General features: G+C 41.8%; 1 protein-coding gene and 1 pseudogene. One reads left to right on the top strand and one right to left on the bottom strand.

Translation table 11 applies throughout. The features are described 5' to 3' along the window. The coding region (locus QUB70_RS32405) for a GAF domain-containing sensor histidine kinase (protein WP_332985903.1) at positions 1-1,536 on the top strand (1,536 nt) is incomplete at its 5' end. A gap of 146 nt (positions 1,537-1,682) precedes the next feature. Here QUB70_RS32405 and QUB70_RS32400 read toward each other — a convergent pair. Beyond that, positions 1,683-1,820 (bottom strand): annotated as a pseudogene (locus QUB70_RS32400) (RNA-guided endonuclease TnpB family protein); the annotation flags it as partial.

Raw genomic sequence — 1,820 nt, 5'->3', positions numbered from 1 at the left:
AAGACTGATGACTTAGAAACCCGCTATCCTCACTTATTGCGTCCCATTCTCGAATCTGCTGCCCAACCTCTCAACGTACTAGAAACCTTGGCAAGCATAGCCACTTCTAATGTTTCTCTCCCCTCATCTACTATTTCCAGCCTTTCTTCTTCTAGCATCAGCGTCAACAATGCTCTCGACTTTGCCGCCATTCTCAAAGCCTCCCAAAGCCTTGCGGGAACGATTCAACTTGATGAGTTGCTACATCAACTGACCCAAGTTATTTTGCAAAACTCTGGCGGCGATCGCTGTGCCTTAATCTTACCCAATGAAAATAAAGTTTGGGAAGTGCGGGCGATCGCCACACCAAGCGCCACCGAACTCTGCTCCGAACCCCTAGAAAATAACCCCAATCTCCCCGTCAAACTAATTCAATATGTCAAAAACACTAAACAAATCGTCGTGATTGACGACCTAGAAACAGATTTACCTGTAATTGGGGATTATTTGAGACTACAGCAGCCGAAAAGTATCCTGTGTTTACCCCTTCTCAATCAAGGACATTTGACTGGTATTTTGTATCTCAACAATCGCTTTACCAGTGGTGTATTTACTAGCGATCGCCTCACCATCATTAAATTTCTCTCTACCCAAGTAGCAATCTCCCTAGAAAATGCTCGACTCTATCAGCAGTCTCAAGCCTATGCTCAACAGCTTGAACAATCACAACTACAAATTATCCAAAGTGAAAAAATGTCCGCTTTGGGTAATTTAGTTGCGGGAGTCGCCCACGAAATGAATAATCCTTTGGGATTTATTTCTGCCAGCCTTAGTCAAACTAAACCCACCCTCAATGATATCCTTGAACACTTAAAATTATATCAAGAAAAGTTTCCTCAGAAGAGTGAAGAAATTCTCGACCATGAATCAGAAATTGACTTGGAATATAGTCTAGAAGACTTGCCCAAAATAATTAACTCCCTGGGGATGGCGTGTGACAGATTAAAAAATATCAGTACCAGTCTAAGAACTTTTTCCCGGGACGATCGAGATTATAAAGTGCCATTTTATCTCTATGAAGGGATAGACAGTACAATTCTAATTTTGAAACATCGTCTCAAGGCAAATAATCTGCGTCCTGCCATTGAAGTTGTGACAAATTACGGCAATCTACCGCAAATTGAATGCTTCCCCGGACAGTTGAATCAGGTATTTATGAATATTCTGGCGAATGCGATCGATGCCTTGGATGAATCAAATCAGGGGCGAAGTTTTGCGGAAATAGAAGCCAATCCTAACACAATTACGATTACAACTACTATTGTCGATCGCCATGTCCATATCTCAATTATGGACAACGGGAAGGGCATGACTGAAGAGGTGAAAAACAAAATCTTCGATCATCTATTTACAACTAAAGAAGTAGGTAAAGGTACGGGGCTGGGATTGGCGATCGCTCGTCAAATTGTCGTTGAAAAACATGGCGGTTCCCTGAAGGTCAACTCTCGACTGGGAGCCGGAACAGAATTTATCATCACCTTACCCACTAAAGCATAACAAACAAGTTAATTTTACCCGGCATTCAGACTCATTTAGAGGAATTTATTCAACTGCACCTGACTGCAAATAACCTTTCATCTGAGAAACCACAATGCCCGCTCCGACTATAACTAAATCCCGATTTTTAAAACCCCTGCTTCACAGATCGAACAGAACATACCCCAGCCAACATCACTAATCGATGAAGCTAAATTATGATTCTTCACCATACCTTTGATATTGAGATTTTCTACTGCAATAACTTGGTTTTCGTTCACTATCTTGCGGGATAGCTTGTGCAG

This window comes from Microcoleus sp. A003_D6 (assembly GCF_036702825.1).
Taxonomy (GTDB): domain Bacteria; phylum Cyanobacteriota; class Cyanobacteriia; order Cyanobacteriales; family Microcoleaceae; genus Microcoleus.
The sequence above is the reverse complement of the archived record's forward strand: the minus strand, read 5'-3'. Positions and strand labels throughout refer to the sequence as shown.